The organism is Paenibacillus sp. DMB5 (assembly GCF_001517085.1).
In the GTDB taxonomy this organism is placed as follows: Bacteria; Bacillota; Bacilli; order Paenibacillales; family Paenibacillaceae; genus Paenibacillus_AQ.
In genome coordinates, this window is the sequence record NZ_LRAC01000098.1 from 1 (window position 1) to 16,452 (window position 16,452).

Genomic DNA, 16,452 nt, shown 5'->3' on the forward strand with positions numbered 1-16,452 from the left:
TTATCTGGCTCCTTATCCCATCCCTCAATAACCCACTTACATTTGCACTCACGCCGTTGTCAGCAATACCCAAACCCAAGTATAGTAAAGCACTTGTCCTGATCACCACTGCCCATGGTGATTTCCACCGTATGCTCGCCGCTCGTCTCCTGCTGGTAGACAATGACTGCATTACAGTGGGTCCAGTTGTTCTCGTGCGGGTCGGCGGTGAGCACTTGTTTGCCGTCCACGCGGATTTCGGCTTTGCCGAAGCTTGCGCTGCCGGAATCCTTGAACACCAGAATGAGGATTTTACTGGTTATTGTCAGCTTAAATGGCACAGCTCCGGCTCCCTCCGGACGCATCCAGTTATAGGGGAACTGCGGCGTCCCGTGCGGATTGTCATCCAGCTCTACCATCTGCAGGTCCATGTCGGATTCTGTGAAGCTGCCCGGTTCGATCCGCACGTTACTTAAGGTATGTGAGCGGTCCAGCAGGCGTATCGCCGTAAAGTCATTCCCGATTGCCGGCGGCACGTTAAGGTCAATATCTTCAGTATCTGCCGGCGCTTCAGCGGCCCGTGTGAACAGATGGATCAGGCAATCCGCCATAACCCTGTGCCCGTCGCCGGTTGGATGATAGATATCGTAGAAAAACTGCCTTTTGGAGATTGTATTTCCACCGGCCTTGGTCAGCTTGAACTGCTCGGTCACAGCATCCTTTATACTGACCATCGGGAGGTTGTAGCGGAGTCCGACAGGGGAGAGCCGCTCCTGAAGGTTCCAGTCATTCACAAAAACGCTGAACAGCAGCACGACCGCAGGCTGGTTACCGGCGGACAGAATCTTCAGACACAGGCTTTCGTAGCAGTTGCCCCTTGTTTCATCCCCCGCGTCGTTGACGGCAAATTCGACAATAACGATATCCGGCTGGACAGCACCGTCCCTGAGCACATCGCGTTCATAGCGGATAATTCCAAGCTCGGACGGAGTTCCGCCAACCCCGGCTTTGATAAAATGAACATTCCCGCCTCCGTCTTTACCGTACAGCGCTTTAAATCCTAAATAAGACTGATAGGCATAACATTCACTATGGATCGGTTTGGCTCCCGCACCCTGCGTAATGGAGCCTCCGATATAGGCAATCGTTACATCTTCTCCGCGGGAGGCTTTGTCTATGGCGGCTTTCAGCCGCACATTATTCCCCGGATGCATCAGGGAGCGCGCTATCATCTCCCGGTACTGCTCCGAACCGAAGGCTACCGGCGTTTCCGGGGTCAGCTCAGGTGCCGTATACCCGTCATTCAGATAAAAAATAATACTCGCCACCGCCAGGCTGCCAGCCTCTTCAAACTCAAAAGCAAATTTGCCGGGGACGTCATCGTCTGCCGACCATTCAATCTGATCCAGCTGCAAAATAAGCTCAGTCCCGTCCGCCGGACAGGGGACCTGGAGACTGGTGCCGGATGTATATTTGTCTGTCTTTCCCCAGTTCTGCAGCAGAAATGAGACCCCGCCCCGGCTATCCTCCGCTTTTACAGATATTCCGATGCTATGGACGAGCTTGCGGAATCCCGCACAGGTTCCAAGCAGGGACAGTATGTGCTCATCCTCAACCCCGCCGATATATTTGGCCTTATCAATCAGATAGCTTCCCTCCAGATAAACCTCCTGTGAAGGCTTGCCCGAAGGGCGCGCGGTTGCTTCAATTTGCGTTTCAAACAGCACAAAAAATCCATTTCGGCGCTCAGCAGGGTCTTCAGGAGCTTTGGGGCCGCTGCCGGCGGTGATGCTATCTAGTGAGCTGATTGGATCTGACATATAGGATCATCCTTTTAGCTGATATTTTGAAGGCGCTTACTATTTATGGCGGGTATAAGGGAGCACGTGCGCCATACAATGCCTGAATTTTATCAGAATTCGGTCTTTCCTGAAATGCATTCCCGCTCCATTTGAGCCCTTTTATGAAATTCATATCGGTTAATTACAAGAAGTATCTGGTTTACACATGGCTGCTGTAACCGCTTAACTTATATAATGTGCCTGAATAGCCCAAAAAGCCGACACGGAAGGAAGAGGAATGAATGATCGTTGTGGAACGGGGAACAGCAGCAGGAATATATCTGGACGAAGCAGCAGAAGATGATGGCGGTTTGCGCAGAGTAGCGGAATCTTTTGCCGCAGATATAGAGTTGGTAACCGGCACAAGACCGGAAATAATCACTGAACCTAGGCAGCTGGGCAGTACCGTTATAGTTGTAGGAACCGCCGGCAGAAGCAGGCTGATCGATGAGTGGATTGCTGCGGGGAAGGTGGATGTATCCGCCATTCAAGGTAAACGGGAATGCTACAGAATTCAGCGGATTGAGCATCCGGGTGACGGGGTGCAGCAGGCACTGGTTATCGCGGGCAGCGACAAACGGGGGACCATCTACGGGATCTATGCTGTCTCTGAAATGATGGGAGTGAGCCCGTGGGTTTATTTTGCCGATGTCATACCTGAGAAAAGAACACTGCTGGATCTGCCGGACACTAAGCTTGATGTCAGCTCCAAAGAGCCTTCAGTCAAATACCGGGGTTTTTTTCTGAATGATGACTGGCCTTCTCTAGGTTCCTGGGTAACCGGGGCGTTCGGGGATTTCAACGAAGTTTTCTATGAAAAGATCTTTGAGCTGATTCTCAGGCTTAAGGGCAATTATCTCTGGCCGGCCATGTGGAGCGCTGAGTTCAGTGTGAACGGGAAGAGTCATCCGCTTGCGAATGCAGAGCTTGCCAAGGAATACGGAATCATCATGGGCACCTCGCATCACGAGCCCCTGTTCCGGGCCGGCAGTGAATGGCAGAGGGTGTATAAGGATTACGGGACAAGCAATCTGTGGGATTTTGCCCGGAACCGGGAGGCGATCACCGCTTTTTGGGAGGACGGCATCAGGAGGAATAAAGATTTTCCGAACCTGATTACGCTGGGCATGCGGGGCGAAAGCGATTCGGCGCTGGAAGGCAGCGACCAGGAAAACATTGAACTGCTGAAGGAGATCATCCTCACGCAAAAAGAACTGCTTAAGCGGTATGGGCTTGAGCAGGCACCGCAGGTTCTGGCCGTCTATAAAGAGGTGGAGAAATACTGGTACGGCACGGCTGAAGCGGAGGGGCTGAAGGACTGGGAGGTTCTGAATGATGTGACCATTTTGCTGTCGGATGATAATTTCGGCAACCTCCGCAAAATCCCGGCGGGGCAGGAGCAGCACCGCAGCGCCGGCTGGGGGATGTACTATCACCTGGATTATCACGGCGGTCCGCATTCCTACGAATGGGTGAATACGACTCCTCTGGAGAAGGTCTGGGAGCAGATGAGTATGGCTTATGATTACGGAATCCGGGATGTGTGGATTGTTAATGTCGGAGATTTGAAGCCGATGGAGCTGCCCGTATCTTACTTTCTGGATTTGGCTTATGATTTCGAAGCCTGGGGAACGGCTGCGATAAACAGGACAAAAGAATATACAGAGCGGTGGGTGCAGCAGCAGTTCGGCCATGCGGCAGATGAAGCGGCTGTGTGCGGAATTGCCGGGATACTGGCAGATTACACTAGGATGAACGGGCGGCGCAAGCCGGAAATTATCCGGCAGGATACCTTCAGTTTCGTGCATTACAATGAGGCGCAGCGGGTGCTGGAGCAGGCTGGCAAGCTTGTGGAGGCTGCTGATCATTATAGAAGGCTTATCCCGGAGCAACTGCAGGATGCTTATTTTCAGCTCGTCTATTTTCCCGCTGCGGCTTCGGCTAACGTCCTGCAAATGCAAGTGTATGCCGGGCTTAGCCGGCTCTATGCAGAGCGGGGGAGCGTTCTTGCAAATACGTATGCAGGGCTGACAGCAGAAGCCATCGAACGGGACAATCGGCTGGAGCAGACGTATAACAACGGAATCTCCGGCGGAAAATGGCGGGGCATGATGAGCTCGGCGCATGTCGGCTATGTCAACTGGGATGCGGCAGGGTGGAGTTATCCGCAGGCGGCAGCCGTGGTACCGGTAAAAGGACCGCTAATGATCATCGATGTGCAGGGCACGGAGCAAGGGTATACTTCAGGAACAGCGGCTCTGCCGGTGTTTACGAATCTGCAGAAGGAGACTTATACGGTTACCGTCAGCAATGGCGGGGACGCGGGCTTTGCCTATGAAGTAGCAGCCTATGCGGACTGGATCAGGCTGGACCCTCCCAGCGGCTGGACTGAGACAGCAGAGACAATCACTGTATCCGTTGACTGGGATAAGGTGCAAGGGGCATGCAGCGGCGATATTGTTATCAGCGGAGCCGAAGGCACGGTTACGGTCCGTGCAGAGATAGACTGGATTGACCTGAACGGGGTGCCGCCTAAGACTTTTGTTGAGACGCATGATGTTGTGTCCATTGAGGCAGAGCATACCGTTACGCGTGTTATGGCGGACAGTGTGGAATGGAAAACGGTCAACAGCTATGGAAGAACCTTATCCTCGGTCAAAATGTACCCGGACACTGTATCCTTTAGTGAACCGGCGCGATCGCCTTACCTGGAGTACCGGGTATCCATCCGGCAGAACGGCGAATACAGCCTGACGGCGTACGTTGCACCGACAAATCACCTCTCGCCGGTCTGCGGCTTGAAGTATGCAGCAGGCTTTGACGGTCACAATCCTGTCATCGCCGATGCTCTGCCTCCGGGCTTTGAGGGCGGCAATCATGATAACGGGGCCTGGTGCAGGGCGGTAATGGATAATATCCATGTTACAGCCACCACCCATACCCTATCAAAAGGTATCCATACTCTGCGTTTCTATGGACTGGATGCCGGGCTTGTGCTGCAAAAGCTGGTTTTGTCTGCCGGGCCGCTGCCGTATTCCTATCTTGGGCCGGAGGAAAGCTACATCACTTCAGCAGAGCTGACGGAGGATAGCCTTTGATCTGTTTGAATACAGTGCTGAAGTAGGCTGCATCCCGGTAGCCGCAATGAGCAGCAACTTCGGAAACATTGAAGCCGCCCGCCGACAGCAGCATCTCGGCATTATTGACCCGCACCCGGTTGATATATTCCTTCAAGGCCACTCCGGTGTTAATCTTGAACAGCTTGCCCATATATTCGGGGTTTAGCCCGGCCGGTGCGGCAAGCTCGCCGATCGTGATTTCATCACAATAGTGATCCATAATATAGGCGGTTGCCCTTTGAATCCGGGGATCAACGAACGGGGTCTGCTGATGATGTGCAATAACAAGCAAACGGTAGATGATCTGCTGAAAAAGAGCTCTGGCTTTCATCCGGTAGAGAGGCTGCTTGCCCATCCAGACATGGGAGAATTCGCGGATATCCTCCAGAACCTCCTTGGTCCGCCAGTTGCGGGTTACCGTCTGAAAGGGGAGCTGCACTTCATTGTGCCCGCCCAGCCAGAAGAAGTTAAATGCATAGGAATGCATCGGCGCTTCTTTGAAGGTATGGGCTTCACGGATGCTGCCCGCAGGAGCATACAGCAGATCACCGGCCTCAACGGTGAACTTGTCCCCGTTGATATAATAGTTAGCCTTACCTTCAACGATAAAGGTGAGATCATGAAAATCGATGGTGCTCTGGCCGATTCCCCAACCTTCAAAGCACTTCCGGTCAACAAACAGAAAAACATCCGGCACCAGCTGTTCGTACTGATTGATATCCATGCTTGACTGAGCCTCCTCGGTTCAATCATAGCGCCTCATGAACCCCGGGACAAGCGTTTCCGCACCTTAAAAACAATCAGCATAAATAACGGCAGTACGAATGAGTAAGTCATATTCCAGTCTACCCAGTAGGCTGGAATTTCTTTTATATAGAAGATAATATTTCTGGAGACCAGCTGGGAGAGCCCGTAGAGCAGGAAGGCTACAGGGAAAATCAGCGGACGGTAGCTTTTCAGCTTCAGGAACTGGGCTGAGCCTAATACAAAGGCATAGAAATACAGGACGGTTTTGAAGTAGGTGCTGATGATCCAGGCAGTTGCCATGAGTGCTTCTATCCGCTGCAGGAAGTTGGCGATATTGATTTTGCGGGCCAGTATGTAGGCAGCGTAGAAGTTATGCTCGGAGAAGTACACGCCCAGCACAGTGAGCGAAAGGATCAGAATCAGGTTAAGCGTCAGGGCCCCGACAAAAATGCAGGCAAAAATATCGCGGTTGATTGTACCCGACTTGCGTGCATAAGGATACACCATAAAGAATACACACATTTCCCCGAACGGATAAAAGACACCGTACATGACCGCATGCAGCATGTCGGGAAAAGGAGTAATCATAATGGGATAGATCCGTTCCACTTGGACCTGCGGAAAAAGCAGCACCATCAGGCAAATGAGGAAAATAACAAATAACGGAAGGAAGATCTGCGATGCCCGTCCTAGTGTCTCAAGCCCCAGCCGCATTCCGTACACGAGCAGAATGATACTCATACCCCTGATGACTCCGCCGGGAGTCCCCTCATAAATTTGCGTACACATAAAGTCCTCGATTTCACGGATATACATGGAGCCGGCGATCAGGTAGAAATACAGATAATAAAGGGCCACAGCTCCGCCAAGCCACTTCCCAAGAATCTGCCGGCTCAGCTCGATGATGGTTTTGTTAGGGTCAATATTAGCTACAGTCACCATCATAAAAATCATACCGATCCCCAGCGGCAGACTGATCAGACCGGCAATCCAGGCATCCTGATGGGCGTTAGCCGTCATAACGGAAGGATAGACCAGCGCCATATCCCCGATAAAAGCAAACAGGCCGAGTATAACCATCTGCGCTGTGCTAATCCTGTCCTTTTCTAGCATCATAATGTCTCCCCTGACCCCGCTGTGGGCGGATATCCTTGTCAATACTTGCTTAGTATGGCTTAGTAAGCCCAATTTATGTTAGCTCAGGAGGGTCTCATCCAAGGAATAATTATCATGATCTGAATTAAACTATGGAACAGATTGGTTTAACAGGAGGCAGCACAATGAAGGACAAGCATGATCAGGATCTGTCCAGCCGGCTGGATGACAATCACGAACAGATCAAACAGCTGCTCGGGTTAAGCACCGATCTGATAAGCAAGGAGCTCCTGCTAGGAGACAAAACGCGGCTTACCCTTTTTTACATAGACGGACTGGTGGATACGGGGATTTTGCACCAATCCATTCTGTACTCCCTGCAGGGAAACAGGGTACCGGAGATGCTGGAGGGGCTTAATCCGGAGCAGACTGTAGAGCTGCTTAGACAACGTATTCTGATAGCCGGCGATCTGACGCTTGTTAGCAAAATGGGGCAATTTGTCCATGACCTGATGTCAGGCAGTGTCATGCTTACAGTAGACGGAACCGCTAATGCGCTGCGGATTGGTCTGCCCGGCTGGGATGACAGGGCGGTAAGTGAGCCTAGCTCGCAATCCGTGGTACGCGGTCCGATGGAAGGCTTCACAGAGAACCTGCGGACCAATACGGCGCTGCTCCGCCGCAAAATCAAGGACAGCCAGCTGTGGCTGGAGACCCTTCAGATCGGCAGGGTAACCCAGACCAGCGTATCAATCATGTATTTAAGCAATGTTGCCAATGAGGAGCTGGTCAAGGAGGTGAAGCGGCGGCTGAACAAAATTGATACCGACAGTATTCTGGAGAGCGGCTATATCGAGGAGTTCATTCAGGATACAGCGAGGACGCCGTTTCCGACCATGTATAACAGTGACCGGCCGGATACGATCGCTGCGGGCATTCTTGAGGGTAAAGTGGCGATTCTGATTGACGGAACGCCGTTTGTCCTGCTGGCCCCGACCATTTTTGTCGCTTTTTTTCAATCAGCCGAGGACTATTACCAGCGTGCTGATATTTCAACTCTGCTGCGGTTCATCCGGTTTCTGGCGTTTTTTCTTACACTGCTGGCACCGGCCTTATATGTGGCCATTACGACGTATCATCAGGAGATGATTCCGACCAGCCTTGTAATAAGTCTCGCTGCCCAGCGGGAGAGTGTCCCGTTTCCGGCTTTTATTGAGGCGCTTATGATGGAGCTGACTTATGAAATCCTGCGGGAGGCGGGGGTCAGAATTCCGAAAAATGTCGGCCAGGCCATTTCGATTGTCGGGACGCTTGTCATTGGCCAGGCGGCGGTTGCAGCAGGCTTCGTCTCCTCCGCAATGGTCATTATCGTATCCATTACAGCAATCTCAAGCTTTGTTATTCCGGAGGTCGGCATGTCCATTGCCGCACGGATCATCCGGTTTGCCCTGATCGGCCTGGCCGGATTTATCGGCTTGTACGGAGTTCTGTGCGGGGTGTTTGTTATTGTACTGCATCTGGCGAGCCTCCGTTCCTTTGGAATTTCCTATATGAGCCCTATCGGGCCTTACCGGTCTGAAGATATGAAGGATACGATTTTCCGGTTTCCATGGCCGCATCTCCGGAAGAGGCCCACGGAAAGCCGGACCAAAAATATTTATCGTCAAGGACCGGCTGGACAGGGGGAGCAGGAATCATGAAAAGGGCTGTCCGCAGAGCAGTATTTGTGTTGCTTCCTTTGCTGCTGATGTCCACGCTGCTGAGCGGGTGCTGGGAGCGGCAGGAGCTGAATGAGCTGGCGTTTGTTCTTGCTCTGGGTCTGGACAAGGCGGAGGACGGATTTGAGGTGACGATGCAGGTAGTCATTCCTTCAGCAATCTCATCACAGACTGCCGGCGGGATGGGCAGTGGTATACCTGTAGTTACTTACAGCTTTCCTGCAGCGAGCATTTATGAAGCCTTTCGCAAATTCAATTTGACCAGCTCACGGTCGGGCTATATGGGACATATCCGGGTGGTAGTAATCGGAGAGGCGCTTGCCCGTGAAGGGCTGGGCCCGGTGCTGGACGTGCTGAAGCGGAGCCGTGAGCCGCGGATGGATTTTTATGCAATGGTAGCTAAGGAAGGGACGGCGAAGGAAGTACTGAATGTGCTGACTCCGCTGGATAAGCTGCCGGCTAATAAGCTGTTCAATGCTTTGGACAAATCCTACCAGGTGTCTGCCAAGACGGTTGCTGTTACGCTGGACAGGTTCATAGAGGACCTGCTTTATGAAGGGAAGAATCCGGTATTGACCGGAGTGGAGGTCCAAGGAGATCCTGAAGCAGGCGGGGAAAAAAGCAACACGGAGCGTACCAGCCCAAAAACCAGACTGCGTTATGAAGATGTGGCTGTGTTCAAAAAAGATAAAATGCTCGGCTGGCTGAATGACGGTGAAACCGTCGGTTATAATTTTGTCGTTGATAATGTCGTTAAGAATACAGGCCATGTAGAGGGTGATGACGGCAAGCTGATAGTGATCGAGGGGCTTGAATCTTCTACTAAGAGGAAAGTGAAAATAATCGGCGGAGAACCCCATATTTTTCTGGAGGTCAAGGCGATCTGCAATGTACAGGAGGTGCAAGGCACAGACCACCTTGAGACGGATCAGACTATTCACGAGCTGGAAAAGAAGACAGAGGAACGGATTATCGACCGGATGGAGGATGCTGTGTCTCAGATCAATAAGCGGTTTAATGTCGATATTTTCGGCTTTGGCCAATCCATTTACCGGACACATCCCAAGGTCTGGGCCAGACTGCAGGAGCAGAATAAAGACAACTACCTGAAGGAGCTGCCTATTCATTACAAGGCTGACGTTACGATTAACCGGATCGGCACCATCGACAGTTCTTTTGCAGATCAAATAAAGGAGTGAAGCGGATATGCTGCTTGTTTTGTTATGCCTGGCCCTCGCTGTTGTCTGCGTCGCTGTCGATCTTCCCTTAATGAAAGGGCGGCGTAAAGGCCGGGACCGCCTTGCCTTCGGGCTGTACTGGGCAGCCGGAATTGCTTCAGCAATCTGCGCCCTGCTGCGGGTGAACCTCCCGAGTCCGCTTCTGCTCGTTATTATGATTTACAAGCCGTTCAACACTATCGTCGGATCATGGTTTCAATGACTTTTCAATGATTGACCGGCGTACAGCAGCGTATTTCTTAAGCAAATGGGGCATCCGAGAGCTGGATGCACTGGGTCGGACAGCTGTCTATTGCATCCTGCAGCTCCTCCTGCAGCACTTCCGCGATAGCGGTAACTCCGCGGTTGTTGTCCCCTGCAAAAATGACTGAAGCAATTCCGCTGTCATCCAGATCAAAAATATCGGGAGCCGCCGAATTACAGGCACCGCAGGCGATGCATTCCTCCTGATTAACACTGGCGAATGTGAACATTTTCTCAAGCCTCCTTATGACTTGTAAAGGCAAATTAATGTTTTGCCTAGTGGGATGTATATGTAATAAAGCGCTTTATATGCCTGGATATACCGGGAACCAGCTGCTCTGACGTTTTTTTGTGACGTCTTTGTTGACGGATCGGATGCATTGCTATACATTTGCCTCAGCAGTAATTTAATTAATGGCCGGGGTGACAATGTCAGATGACAGACAGCAACAGTTTACGTTATGAGCTAAGACAGATGGAAGAGTACGATGCCAGGGAGATCAGCGGATGGAAATATGAGCCGCCGTATGACCTTTACAATATGGGGGATGATCCCGCGGGTCTTCAGGAACTGCTGGACGGCAGTTATTATGCTGTTACTATACCAGGGAACCAGCTGGCCGGTTTTTTCTGTTACGGGGGCAATGCGCGTGTTCCGGGAGGGGCAGAACAAGGCTTGTACAAAGGGGATAATGTGCTGGATATCGGCCTTGGGATGAAGCCGGAATATACCGGAGCCGGACAAGGAATGGATTTCCTGCGAGCCGGCATTAGTTTTGCAGAGCAGCAGTATGCACCCGGGAAGCTCAGGCTCACGGTAGCAGCCTTTAATCTGAGAGCAGCAGCCCTGTACCGTAAAGCCGGATTTGAGCTGACCGGGAGCTTTGAAAGAACCGGCGGAGATAACAGTATGGAATTCCTGGTCATGGAACGGCCTCTATTGTGAAGGGCAGCCCGGTATTGGCTGCTTTTTTTCGTGTATACCGAAGGAGGTTCATTAGAGAAGATACCAATCCGGAGGTAAACTGGAGTATTGGGGCCAATGTCTGCTAGAATAGGGTTATCTGCATTTATGAAGCTGGCATTATACATATTTAAAGGAGAAATGAATGTGAACGAGAAGCTGAAGCAGGCCTATGAACGGTTAGGTTTATCTGAAAACGTATCCAGGGAAGAGATCAATAAACGCTTCGACCTGCTGCTCAAACGGCGGAAATCGAAAGCTAAGGATGAGGAGCGCTCGGCGCCGGAGGAGGATTTCCAGGCGTTCAAGTTTATACTGGACACGCTGGACAAGCAGGAGATTGATGAAGCCGAGCAGCAGCGGCTGGCTAAATACGGGAAGTTCTCCGGTACGGCCAGCAAATGGGAACGGTTCTTCCGCCTGTACCGGACGCATGTCATTGTATCGGTGATCGCGGTCATTGTGCTTGCCGTTGCCGGAAATGCCATCTATAACAACTGGCAGCACCGGAAGTACCTGGCTTCCCTGCCGCCTCTGGATGCCAAGATTATGTTCCTGGGTAATTTCGGCGTGCAGGACCCTGACGGCCAGACGGCCGATCTGGATGCCGCTATTATTGCGCAGTATCCGGAGTGGAAACGGGTGGAGAGCAATATGATCTACTTGCCAAGAACCGGTGAGGGTGCGGACTCCTTCGATATGAACTATATGCAAAAAGCGGTAGTGGAGCTGGCGGCGAACCATCCTGATATCATTATTCTGGATGAAGCTACACTGGAATGGATCGGCGGGCAGGACGGCTTCCAGGATCTGAGCGCCATTGTAGAAAGCGGGAGTGTTGACAAGGATGATCCCCGCCTGAAGTGGGGAAAAAATCCGGAGAGCGGGCAGGAAGAGCTGTATGGCGTAGATATTACGGACTCCGCTTTTGTCGCCGCATTGCCGGTTAACAAGGCCGATGACGAGAATATGATCATCGGCGTTCTCGGTGTAGATGAAGCCAAGGATAAAGCCATTCCGTTCATAGAGCATATTGTCGGCGGAAAATAATAAGATGCTAAAAAACCGTGTCCCCATTAAGGGGTACACGGTTTTTTAGCAGAAAATCAAATTCTGTGCCGGTTGGGGCCTGTCCTATTTCTCCAGACGGTAACCGCCGTGGAATACAGGTCCTACATACTGGTTAAAAGCATATCCGCTCCGGATGGCGGCAGAGACGAAGTCTTTAGCCTTGGCTACAGCTTCATGTACCGTCAGACCGTTCGCCAGCCCGCCTGTGATCGCCGCAGCAAATGTGCAGCCGGCACCGTGGTTGTAAGCAGGCTCAATCTTCGTGGTTTCGAGCACGGTAAATTCCGAGCCGTCGAAGAAGACATCGATCGCCAGATCGCCGCCGAGGGCCTTACCGCCTTTTACGACGACATTCCTGGTCCCCAGTTTGTGTATCAGGCGGGCTGCTTCCTTCATATCCTCAAGGGTTGTGAGCTTGCCCAGTCCGGACAGCACCCCGGCTTCGAACAGGTTGGGAGTAGCTACTGTTGCCAGCGGCAGCAGCAGATCGCGGATTGCATTGGCGCTTTCAGGATTCAATACTTCATCTTCGCCTTTGCAGACCATAACAGGGTCAATGACTACATTTGTCTGCAGGTTGTCTTTAATCGCTTTTTCAGCGACGTGGACGATTTCGACACTGCCCAGCATGCCTGTCTTCATGGCATCGACCGGACCGCCGGCAAAGACCGTCTTGAGCTGCTCGGCTACGATTACAGCATCGACCGGGTAAACGTTGTGGTGCCATCCGTTATCCGGGTCCATTGTAACGATAGTGGTTAATGCGCTGAAGCCATAGGTACCATATTCCTCAAAGGTTTTGAGGTCAGCCTGGATGCCTGCGCCACCGCTGGAGTCACTACCGGCTATAGTTAGGGTTTTAACGATTTTTGACAAGGCGAACGTCTCCTTCTGTATATAAAGTTCTGAAGCACTGATTCTGGTGGAATCATTGTATATTTCCCGCAGAAACGGCTGCCGGCCAAATGGACGGTAGAGCCGTTTCTGCATGCACTACGATATTATAACAAAAAACACCGCTATCGTCGCCAAAAAAGCGCAGCACTATTTATCAGTACTGCGCAGCCTGTATATTGTTGTCTATTCCCTGCTGTTGAATCCGGCTAAGGCGGTTTTTATGGCCTTATCGTATTTGAAGCCGCCTTCCCCGCCAGGGCCCATCCAATACACAACCAGGAAGTTGCCGCCTCTGAAGGCGTGCGGATAAATCCTGGCTCCGCCGTCATAGGTTGTGCGGTTAATCTCCAGTTTCAGCGCTTCAAGCCCTTCAGCACAAGCTTCCACACTATCATAAGTATAGATGGACAGGCGGTCCGGAATACTCAGCGGACCCTCATAGTCGATAAGCTCTTCATCCGGCCACACGCCGGCCAGCTCTTTATTGAACATATGCTCATCTCCGGGGCCGACTGAAGTCAGCCGGAGGCCTTGCTGCTCAAGAACAGATAACAGGTCACTGGTTGAGTATGGATCAGGATCTGCTTCCTCTGATTGCAGCCCGGCCTCAGGGAGAATCAGCGCCCCGTTGCTGGCAGCGAAAAAGCCCAGTATGCTCTCCAGTGCTGCATTCTCCGGAATTCCGGAGGCATGGCGCAGCTCTATTCTTCGGATGAGATAACCCCAGTTTCCCTCCTCATAATAAGCCGCCCCGTCTGCCAGCAGGCCGTCCTTGTCCGGCTGCAGGGTATAGCGGACAGTACGTCCGTCATCCCCTCCGGTACCCAGCATCTCCCGGCTTTTGAAATCGAGCGGCACGTATACAGGAAAGCCCTGATCCTCTGCCCAGCCCGCTTTTTCCGGAAAATACAGGCCGATATCGCCGATTGCACAGCCCTGGCAGCTCCAGTTGGTATCGGTGTAGGCTAGTGTCTGCGCCGGATCGGCCGGGTCCGTGAAGGTTAAGCCATAGGAGCCGTTGGCTCCGATAACCGCAGAGGCCTCCCAGCCGGCAGGCGAGAGCAGCAGGTAGCTGTTTTTGCCGTCAGCTCCGTAGACCAGTGTCGCCTGCAGCTGGTCTGCCATTTCAGCAGAGAGCGGATAAGTCATGTCCGGCAGGGAAGGAACCGGATTCTTGACTGCCGGGTATCCGTCATCCACACTGGGGACGGCAAGCACTGTAACAAGCGGCAGCTGCACCTCTCCGCCGGAAATATCTGGCGAAGGGAAGGACAGTGCAGACGTCTGTGTGCCGGCTTCTCCGGGATCGGGAGAGTTTTCACCGTTGGAAACTACACCGTGATCCGGCCGGTCGGTGAGGCTGCTGAATCCCCCGCTGCTGTAGCCGATCACGAGCATCAGCGCCACTAAAGGCAGCATGGCTGCAGCATATGTCCAGCGGCGGAGCTTCCGCTGAGGCGGATTGTTTAGCCGCCCGTTCACGTTCCGCTGCAGTTCTTCAGTGAAATGCCTGTCTGCAAACGGCGATTCCTGCAGCCGCTTTTCCCAGTCGTGCGGTAATCTAGCCATTCCCGTTCAGCTCCTTTTCCCAGTATTCGCTTGCCTTTTGCCGTGCGCGGTGCAGCCTTGATTTGGCAGCCGACAGGCTGATATTCAGCGTATGGGCCAGCTCTTCCATCGTCATTTCATAGTGGGCATGCAGCATCAGAATCTCACGGTATTTCCGGGGTAGCCTTAATAACAGTTGCCAGATTTCACTGCTGAGTGATTCATCCATATAGGCATTTTCAGCCGAATGTTCTGTACGTGTGCTGTCCGGGGCTGCCTGCAGGGTTACCCTTTTCATAAAGCTGCTGCTGCGGTAGGTATACCAGCGGTTGCGGGTGATCCGCAGCAGCCATGTTTTGACGGATGCCTCCCCGCGGAAGGCGTGCATATATTTATATGCCCGGATGAAGGTCTCCTGGGCGATATCGTCGGCAGCACTGCTGCTGCGCGACAGGAAAAAGGCGTAATTCCATACATCCTCACCATAGGTTTCCATCAGTGTCTGTAATGCGCCAGCGCTCATCGTGGCGACGTTATTCCGCTCCATTGACATGCCTTGCCCCCCAGTCTCAATAACATTGACCCTCATGCATCAGGAAAAGTTGCTTTTTGAAGGAAATTTTTTTGCCTGGCCCATTCACCCGGTCCATTCAATAGAGGATACCGGCGGAATCCGGCAGCAGCATAGGTAGGAACAGGGTTGCAGAACGGGAGGGCTGCATATCCATATAGGAGCACCAATGTGGTTGACAGTACAACCGGTCAGGAGGACATGATGATAGAAATCAGCTTATGTATGATTGTCCGCAATGAAGAAAACAGCCTGCCCCGCTGCCTTTCTACAGTCTCCGCGATTGCCGACGAGATCATTATTGTGGATACAGGCTCTACCGACGGTACAAAGGCTGCCGCTTCGGCTTTCGGGGCGGTCCTTTATGATTTTACCTGGATTGACGATTTCTCCGCTGCCCGTAATTTTGCCTTCAGCAAAGCTACCAAAGAGTACATCCTCTGGCTTGACGCCGACGATTATCTTAAAGAAGAGGATCAGCAGCGGTTTATACGGCTGAAGAGCAATATGCCGGAGGGGATAGACAGCGTAAATATGCAATATAATCTGGGCTTTGATGCAGCCGGGAATGTTACCGCTTCGCTGCGCCGCAACCGTCTGGTCCGCCGCAGCTGCAATTTCAAATGGATCGGACCGGTGCATGAGTATCTGGAGGTGTACGGGCCATCGCTCAGCAGTGACGTCTGTATTACGCATGAAAAAGACAAAGCATACACCGACCGCAATCTGCGGATTTACCAGAAACGGGCGGCAGCCGGAGAACAGTTCACCCCGCGCGACCAGTACTATTTTGCTAATGAGCTGCGTGACCATGGAAGGTTTGAAGAGGCCTCCGGCTATTATGAGCAGTTTCTGGACGGAGGGAGAGGCTGGGTAGAGGATAATATTCAGGCCTGCCTGAAGCTGGCAGAATGCCGGGAACGGTTAGGAGAGCAGGGAGCCGCCTTCGCCGCACTCTGCAGGACGCTGCAGTATGACCAGCCGCGTGCGGAGTTCTGCTGCAGGCTTGGTGCCTGGCATCTGGATAAGGGCCAGCTGCAAACGGCGGCTTACTGGTATGAGCTGGCGGTCATGCTGCCCCGGAACAGGGAATCTATGGCTATCAGGAATGAAGCCTATTCGACCTGGCTGCCCCATCTCCAGCTGGCCTTGTGTTATGACCGGTTGGGACAGCATGAAAAAGCCAATCAATATAATGAAACAGCTCTGTTGTTCCATCCGACACATCCCAGCATGTTATATAACCGCAATTATTTTCAGAACCTGCTCGGAGACCGTTATATCCGGCTGCAGTCCCCGGAAGCAGCAGAAGATGGTCCTGCATCGCCGTAAGACTGATAAACAGGTGTGCCAGAATAACCTGCCGATTTCAAACAAAAGGACAGCAGCACACCGCCGGTTTCCGATGTGCTGCCGTCCTT

14 protein-coding genes are annotated in these 16,452 nt (G+C 52.4%); 7 read left to right on the forward strand and 7 right to left on the reverse strand.

What is annotated here, in order from left to right; translation table 11 throughout:
• Positions 1-59: 59 nt before the first annotated feature.
• On the reverse strand, positions 60-1,799 hold the full coding sequence (locus tag AWJ19_RS09970) for an SGNH/GDSL hydrolase family protein (RefSeq protein ID WP_068723367.1): 1,740 nt from the start codon (positions 1,797-1,799) through the stop codon (positions 60-62).
• Between the two features lie 263 nt (positions 1,800-2,062).
• Here AWJ19_RS09970 and AWJ19_RS09975 point away from each other — a divergent pair, with 263 nt between their 5' ends.
• A complete protein-coding gene (locus AWJ19_RS09975) occupies positions 2,063-4,918 on the forward strand; it encodes a glycosyl hydrolase 115 family protein (RefSeq protein WP_068723368.1) in 2,856 nt (951 codons plus the stop codon).
• Here AWJ19_RS09975 and AWJ19_RS09980 read toward each other — a convergent pair.
• Positions 4,884-5,663: an AraC family transcriptional regulator gene (locus AWJ19_RS09980; RefSeq protein ID WP_068723369.1), complete on the reverse strand. Its 780-nt coding sequence runs from the start codon at positions 5,661-5,663 to the stop codon at positions 4,884-4,886. The genes AWJ19_RS09975 and AWJ19_RS09980 overlap by 35 nt on opposite strands.
• A 35-nt stretch (positions 5,664-5,698) precedes the next feature.
• Positions 5,699-6,802 (reverse strand): endospore germination permease, encoded by a 1,104-nt coding sequence (locus tag AWJ19_RS09985; protein ID WP_068723370.1) that lies wholly within the window; start codon positions 6,800-6,802, stop codon positions 5,699-5,701.
• Between the two features lie 164 nt (positions 6,803-6,966).
• On the opposite strand from AWJ19_RS09985, the gene AWJ19_RS09990 reads away from it, so the two are divergent.
• The 3 genes from AWJ19_RS09990 to AWJ19_RS10000 are packed head-to-tail and all read left to right on the forward strand — an operon-like array spanning position 6,967 to position 9,939.
• Complete coding sequence (locus tag AWJ19_RS09990) at positions 6,967-8,481, forward strand: spore germination protein (RefSeq protein WP_068723371.1); 1,515 nt, start codon at positions 6,967-6,969, stop codon at positions 8,479-8,481.
• Positions 8,478-9,698 (forward strand): Ger(x)C family spore germination protein, encoded by a 1,221-nt coding sequence (locus AWJ19_RS09995; protein ID WP_068723372.1) that lies wholly within the window; start codon positions 8,478-8,480, stop codon positions 9,696-9,698. Before AWJ19_RS09990 ends, AWJ19_RS09995 begins: the two co-directional genes overlap by 4 nt.
• Before the next feature lie 7 nt (positions 9,699-9,705).
• On the forward strand, positions 9,706-9,939 hold the full coding sequence (locus AWJ19_RS10000; RefSeq protein ID WP_082707811.1) for a hypothetical protein: 234 nt from the start codon (positions 9,706-9,708) through the stop codon (positions 9,937-9,939).
• A gap of 37 nt (positions 9,940-9,976) precedes the next feature.
• Here the strand turns inward: AWJ19_RS10000 and AWJ19_RS10005 are convergent, their stop codons facing one another.
• A complete protein-coding gene (locus tag AWJ19_RS10005; RefSeq protein WP_068723374.1) occupies positions 9,977-10,210 on the reverse strand; it encodes a ferredoxin in 234 nt (77 codons plus the stop codon).
• 206 nt (positions 10,211-10,416) lie between these two features.
• Here AWJ19_RS10005 and AWJ19_RS10010 point away from each other — a divergent pair, with 206 nt between their 5' ends.
• Positions 10,417-10,926, forward strand: coding sequence for a GNAT family protein (locus tag AWJ19_RS10010; RefSeq protein WP_068723376.1), 510 nt, complete (start codon positions 10,417-10,419; stop codon positions 10,924-10,926).
• A 165-nt stretch (positions 10,927-11,091) separates the two neighbouring features.
• The gene (locus AWJ19_RS10015; RefSeq protein ID WP_068723377.1) at positions 11,092-11,994 is read left to right on the forward strand and encodes a hypothetical protein; all 903 of its coding nucleotides are present in this window, start codon (positions 11,092-11,094) and stop codon (positions 11,992-11,994) included.
• Positions 11,995-12,078: 84 nt separating this feature from the next.
• Here AWJ19_RS10015 and thiD read toward each other — a convergent pair whose 3' ends face one another.
• The 3 genes from thiD to AWJ19_RS10030 form a co-directional block, all read right to left on the reverse strand.
• The gene (thiD, locus tag AWJ19_RS10020; RefSeq protein ID WP_068723379.1) at positions 12,079-12,891 is read right to left on the reverse strand and encodes a bifunctional hydroxymethylpyrimidine kinase/phosphomethylpyrimidine kinase; all 813 of its coding nucleotides are present in this window, start codon (positions 12,889-12,891) and stop codon (positions 12,079-12,081) included.
• A 204-nt stretch (positions 12,892-13,095) separates the two neighbouring features.
• On the reverse strand, positions 13,096-14,481 hold the full coding sequence (locus AWJ19_RS10025) for a DUF4850 domain-containing protein (RefSeq protein WP_068723382.1): 1,386 nt from the start codon (positions 14,479-14,481) through the stop codon (positions 13,096-13,098).
• Positions 14,474-15,013, reverse strand: a complete 540-nt coding sequence (locus AWJ19_RS10030; protein WP_068723383.1) for an RNA polymerase sigma factor — start codon at positions 15,011-15,013, stop codon at positions 14,474-14,476. Before AWJ19_RS10030 ends, AWJ19_RS10025 begins: the two co-directional genes overlap by 8 nt.
• Positions 15,014-15,202: 189 nt before the next feature.
• Between AWJ19_RS10030 and AWJ19_RS10035 the strand changes: the two genes are divergently transcribed.
• Positions 15,203-16,363 carry a glycosyltransferase gene (locus AWJ19_RS10035; RefSeq protein ID WP_347231098.1) on the forward strand — a complete coding sequence of 387 codons (1,161 nt, stop codon included), beginning with the start codon at positions 15,203-15,205 and terminating at the stop codon, positions 16,361-16,363.
• Positions 16,364-16,452 lie beyond the last annotated feature (89 nt).

Excerpts from the sequence above, each read along its gene's own strand:
- AWJ19_RS09970 (WP_068723367.1), bottom strand. The coding sequence starts at position 1,799 with ATGTCAGATCCAATCAGCTCACTAGATAGCATCACCGCCGGCAGCGGC.
- AWJ19_RS09975 (WP_068723368.1), top strand. The coding sequence starts at position 2,063 with ATGATCGTTGTGGAACGGGGAACAGCAGCAGGAATATATCTGGACGAA.
- AWJ19_RS09980 (WP_068723369.1), bottom strand. The coding sequence starts at position 5,663 with ATGGATATCAATCAGTACGAACAGCTGGTGCCGGATGTTTTTCTGTTT.
- AWJ19_RS09985 (WP_068723370.1), bottom strand. The coding sequence starts at position 6,802 with ATGATGCTAGAAAAGGACAGGATTAGCACAGCGCAGATGGTTATACTC.
- AWJ19_RS09990 (WP_068723371.1), top strand. The coding sequence starts at position 6,967 with ATGAAGGACAAGCATGATCAGGATCTGTCCAGCCGGCTGGATGACAAT.
- AWJ19_RS09995 (WP_068723372.1), top strand. The coding sequence starts at position 8,478 with ATGAAAAGGGCTGTCCGCAGAGCAGTATTTGTGTTGCTTCCTTTGCTG.
- AWJ19_RS10000 (WP_082707811.1), top strand. The coding sequence starts at position 9,706 with ATGCTGCTTGTTTTGTTATGCCTGGCCCTCGCTGTTGTCTGCGTCGCT.
- AWJ19_RS10005 (WP_068723374.1), bottom strand. The coding sequence starts at position 10,210 with ATGTTCACATTCGCCAGTGTTAATCAGGAGGAATGCATCGCCTGCGGT.
- AWJ19_RS10010 (WP_068723376.1), top strand. The coding sequence starts at position 10,417 with ATGACAGACAGCAACAGTTTACGTTATGAGCTAAGACAGATGGAAGAG.
- AWJ19_RS10025 (WP_068723382.1), bottom strand. The coding sequence starts at position 14,481 with ATGGCTAGATTACCGCACGACTGGGAAAAGCGGCTGCAGGAATCGCCG.
- AWJ19_RS10030 (WP_068723383.1), bottom strand. The coding sequence starts at position 15,013 with ATGTCAATGGAGCGGAATAACGTCGCCACGATGAGCGCTGGCGCATTA.